General features: G+C 66.2%; 4 protein-coding genes. 3 read left to right on the forward strand and 1 reads right to left on the reverse strand.

Annotated features, from left to right (window positions below):
- Positions 1-151: 151 nt before the first annotated feature.
- From istA to AB0B91_RS64135, 3 genes are all read left to right on the forward strand, one after another.
- On the forward strand, positions 152-1,801 hold the full coding sequence (gene istA / locus AB0B91_RS64125; protein ID WP_358342808.1) for an IS21 family transposase: 1,650 nt from the start codon (positions 152-154) through the stop codon (positions 1,799-1,801).
- On the forward strand, positions 1,798-2,583 hold the full coding sequence (istB, locus tag AB0B91_RS64130) for an IS21-like element helper ATPase IstB (protein ID WP_358342804.1): 786 nt from the start codon (positions 1,798-1,800) through the stop codon (positions 2,581-2,583). The genes istA and istB overlap by 4 nt, the downstream gene beginning before the upstream one ends.
- 214 nt (positions 2,584-2,797) lie before the next feature.
- Positions 2,798-3,517, forward strand: coding sequence for a DinB family protein (locus AB0B91_RS64135; RefSeq protein ID WP_358342806.1), 720 nt, complete (start codon positions 2,798-2,800; stop codon positions 3,515-3,517).
- A gap of 415 nt (positions 3,518-3,932) precedes the next feature.
- On the opposite strand, the gene AB0B91_RS64140 is transcribed toward AB0B91_RS64135, so the two are convergent.
- Positions 3,933-4,367: an MmcQ/YjbR family DNA-binding protein gene (locus AB0B91_RS64140; protein ID WP_066372915.1), complete on the reverse strand. Its 435-nt coding sequence runs from the start codon at positions 4,365-4,367 to the stop codon at positions 3,933-3,935.
- Positions 4,368-4,951 lie beyond the last annotated feature (584 nt).

A 4,951-nucleotide genomic window follows, 5' to 3' on the forward strand; every position in this document is an offset into this window, starting at 1 on the left:
TGGTTTCAAGGGTGAGAGCTGGCCCCATCTACGGGTGAGTGTTGGCCCCACTGCGTGATCGGTTGATTGCGTTCTGGTGAGTTTTGGCCCCACCCGCAGGCTTGTGGTGAGACTCTCGATGTGCCCGATGGCGAGGGGGCACGTGGTGGGTCTGAAGACCAAGGTCGAGTTGTATGCGGCGATCCGCCGAGATGCCCGGGCTGAGGGCCTGTCGATCCGCAAACTCGCAGACAAGTACGAGGTGCACCGCCGCACCGTGCGGGACGCGCTGGGCTCGGCATGGCCGTCACCGAGGAAGAAGATGCTCCCGCGCCGATCACGGCTGGACCCCTACAAGCAGGTGATCGATGAGATCCTGCGGGCTGACCTGGACGCGCCCCGTAAGCAGCGGCATACCTCTCAGCGCATCTTCGACCGACTGGTCGCCGAACACGAGATGGAAGGCGTGTCCTATTCCACGCTGTGCGAATACGTCCACGACCGGCGCCCGAAGATCCGCATTGAGGCGGGCCGGGCGGCTCCTGAGGTGTTCATCTCCCAGTCGAAACGGCCCGGAGTCGAGGCCGAGGTCGACTTCGGCGAGGTGTGGGTGAATCTGGCCGGGACGATGACCGTGTGCTACATGTTCGTGTTCCGGATGTCGTACTCGGGCAAGGCGGTGCACCGCGTGACCGCTTCCTGCGGCCAAGAAGCGTTCCTGGAAGGACACGAACACGCCTTCAACGTGCTCGGGGGCCTGCCGACGGGCCAAGTCCGCTACGACAACCTGACCTCCGCGGTGGCCCAGGTGCTTGGCTTCACCCGCGGCCGGGTGGAAAACGAGCGCTGGACCGCCTTCCGCTCGCACTACGGCCTGGAAGTTTTCTACTGCCGCCCCGGCCTGAGCGGAGCCCATGAGAAGGGCGGGGTCGAGGGCGAGGTGGGCCGATTCCGCCGCAACCACCTGGTCCCGGTCCCGGTGGTGGCCACGCTCGCGGAGCTGAATGCCACCATCGATGAGTGGGACACCGTCGATGACCAGCGGCGGATCGGCTCGCGTGCGCACACTGTAAGCGAGAGTTTCGCCATCGAGCGCCCCCTGCTGCGGCCGCTGCCCGACGATCGATTCGAGACGGGCCGCGTCTTCCATCCCCATGTGAACCGTCATTCGCTGGTCTGCGTCCGGATGAACTACTACTCGGTGCCAGTACGGCTGGTGGGCCGCAAAGTCCGGGTACTGCTACACGCCTCGGAACTGGTCATTTTCGACGGCAAGACCGAAGTCGCCCGCCACGAGCGGCTGATCGCCCGGGGTAAGCCCCGGCTGAGGCTGGATCACTATCTGGAGATTCTGCTGCGCAAACCAGGCGCGCTGGCCGGGTCAACGGCGCTGGAGCAGGCCCGCCAGCTGGGAACCTTCACCACCGTCCATGACGCCTGGTGGGCTGCGGTCCGCAAGGCCCACGGCGAGGCCGAGGGCACCCGCGCGCTGATCGAGGTGCTACTCCTCCATCGCGGCATGGCCCACCGGCACGTCGTCGACGGCATCGCCACCGCGCTGTCGGTCGGCGCATTGACCAGTGACGTCGTCGCGATCGAGGCCCGCAAGGCTGCCCACGCCGAGACCGGAATGGCCTCCGCCACTACCTCCTCGCCGACCGGCCCGGTGGGCCAACCGGCCGAGTTGCCGCCGCTGCCCTCGCTGACCGAGCGGCGCCTGGCCGCGCTCCCACCCGACAGCCGACCGCTGCCGTCGGTGGCCGCCTACGACCAGCTCCTGCGCTTTCGTCCACCCGCTACCGGCCAGGGAGATACCCCATGACGATTCACCAGCGTGGTCTCACCGAGCCGGCCGCCGAGACCGCGATCGACCAGGCCTGCAAGATGCTGCGCCTGCCCACCATGCGCAGCCAGTTCGTGGCCATCGCCGACGCCGCCGAGCGCGAACAACTCACCTACCGCGGCTTCCTCGCCGAGCTGCTGATGGGCGAGTGCGAGGACCGAGAGCGCCGCCGCTCCGAGCGGCGCATCAAAGCCGCCGGATTCCCCCGCCAAAAATGGCTGTCCGACTTCGACTTCGAGGCCAACCCCGACATCCCCGCAGCGACCATTCACACCCTGGCCAAATGCGAATGGGTCAAGAACGGGCACCCGCTGTGTCTGATCGGCGACTCCGGCACCGGCAAGTCACACCTACTCATCGCCCTGGGCACCGAGGCCGCCATGGCCGGATACCGCGTCAAGTACGTCCTGGCCGCCAAACTCGTCAACGAACTGGTCGAAGCCGCCGACGAGATGATCCTCAACAAGACCATCGCCCGCTACAGCCGCTACGAACTGCTCTGCATTGACGAACTCGGCTACATGGAACTCGACAAACGCGGCGCCCAGCTGCTCTTCCAGGTCCTGACCGAACGCGAAGAGACCGCCAGCGTCGCCATCGCCTCCAACGACAGCTTCGGCGGCTGGACCAAAACCTTCACCGAACCCCGCCTCTGCGCCGCGATCGTCGACCGGCTCACCTTCAACGGCTCCATCATCGAGACCGGCACCAGCTCCTACCGACTCGCACAGACACGCGCACGCCAGGCAAGCGGAGCCTGAGTCCCAGCCTCCGACCATCCACGCCACCCGATGCCATCGACGGCCGTGCGTTTGGTTTCGTTCGTGAGAAGTGACCGCATTTGTTCGTGAGTTCTGACCGCACTTGAGGGCTGGAACCATGATCAATGTTCGGGAGAGCCGACCGCACCAATGGGATGGAGGTCGCGGGGACAGGGGGGCTGGTTTGTCAGTGCTCGGCCCTACCATGCGGAGCATGAAACGATATGTCGACGAGGACCTGCACGGTGCAGAGTTCCGCGAGTGCGATCTGACCGGGGCACGCCTGATCGGCGTGGTCATGCAGGACGCCGTGATCGACGGGCTCATCACCAACCTCGTGGTGAACGGGGTCGAGGTCACCGAGTACGTCGAGGCAGAGCTCGACCGGCGTAATCCGGTGCGGCTGCTGATCCGCTCCGAGGACCCTGCCGATCTGCGCGAGGCAGCGCGTCAGCTCCATGCCGGCTGGGCCGCCACGATCGAGCGAATCCGTCGTACGCCCGGCATCGAGCGCCGCAGCGTGAATGACGAGTGGTCGGCTGTGCAGACGATGCGCCACCTGGTCTTCGTCCACGACTCGTGGTTCCGCCGTTGCTGCCTGGGCTCGACGGAGCTGTTCACGCCGATGGGCATCGGGACGACCGTTGAGCCCTACCGTGGAGCGCACGGGCTTGACCTCTCGCTCGATCCGTCCCTCGACGAGATCGTGAGCGTGCGTGAGGCACAGGCCGCCGAGCTTGAGGCCTGGCTCGACGGGGTCACCGCTGGGCAGCTCGCCGGGCGAGCGCCGGTGCCCGACGACGATGTCTGGCCGCCGTACGCCCGGGGCCGCTCGGTGCGGCGGTGCCTCGGCACGGTGCTCAACGAGACCTTCGAGCACCACGGCTTCTGCGTCCGCGACCTCGACCTGATCGAGGCGCAGGACGCTGAGTAGGACCGGCCACGGACTCACGCGGTACTTCTCGAGCATCCGGCGGTACTTGCCTCACATGCCTGATGCTCCGCAGGCACCTTTGATAACGGGCGGCCGCCCGGAGGTCGGCGAGCTCGTAGAGGTGCGCCGCCCTGGAGGCCGGCGATGCGGTCCATGAGTGCGGTCGAATCCCACGAACAACGACTTCGCCCAACCATGCCCGCGGTCACAGCCGACGAACAACCGCGGTCAGGTCACGCGAACGAAACCAGCGGGACGAGCCCACTGCCCAACATGACCACCGAAGCCGATCCGGGCAGCCTACTTGCCTAACATGACTGACAGCCCCTCAAACAGCTGACCAGCAAGTTCGCTTGAGAACCCAGATAACAATCGGCCTCGTAGGTGGTGGCGCGGTGCATGTCCTTCATCGCGGTCATCGCCGTTCGGGCGGCCGACATGGACCTGGCCGGGGAACCTGTGCCGCCAGCTTCTTCGGCGCCCGCAGGCAGTAGCTCTCGATGAGCAGCTCGGCGATCTCGTCCCAGTCCGCGTCCGGTTCGATCACCATGCCCACGACCTGCGGGTGCCACCTCGGTTTGTAGAACGGGTGGCCGGTGCCGACGAGCGCGGCGAGCTCGGCACCGTCGGAGCGGAAGGTCAGGACGGTGGCATCCCCGACGAACGGCGCGTCGCGGGTGTAGGCGGGCGGGTACTCGTCGCTGATGCCGAGGACGTGGGCGAAGGTCTTCTTGCGGACCAGCCAGCGGGTGCCGACCCAGGCCTGTTCCTCGTAGACGCCGGGGAGTGCGAGGCACAGCGCGCGGAGGCGGTCGAGGACGTCGTCCGGCACGTCGGGGCTGTCCGGCATCGGCGTCTCCCAAAATTGTCGGTGCTCTCGTGCATGATGCCCCGCCATGAGCCTGAACCACGTCGACATCGTCCTGGCGGCTGACCCACTTGCCTGACATGCCTTACCGATCATCAACCGCTGAACAGCCGGAACGCTCAAGACCCTGAGGCAGGCGGCGGAGACCTTCAGTGATGCATCAGCGTCAGGTGGCACTCTCGCTGACTTGATCAACACCTGAGCGAACGCCACTCGCCATGACCTTAGAGCCCGGGTGAGGCACGTGGCGGCCTCTTGGAACGCCACTCGACAGCGGCCGAGATCGGTCCACTTGCCTTACAGCGCTGCAGACCACTGACCAGCGAAGTCGCTCGAGAACCCAAGATAACCATCGAGCCGACGAAGGAGGCCCTGCGGCGCCGATCGCCCCCGGCAACCCCCCGGCCATCAGCCACAGCCAGCGATCGTCACGGGCTCAACCCGCCATCAAGGCCTCAGCTATGCCTCGGGTGGGGCCAAAACTCACCCGTGATCAAGACCCCCAAGATCGCTAAATGGGGCCAAAACTCGCCGGTAGGTGGAGCCAGCTCTCACCCCTGAAATCA

The sequence above is a fragment of the Nonomuraea sp. NPDC049141 genome, from assembly GCF_040648415.1.
GTDB lineage: Bacteria > Actinomycetota > Actinomycetes > Streptosporangiales > Streptosporangiaceae > Nonomuraea.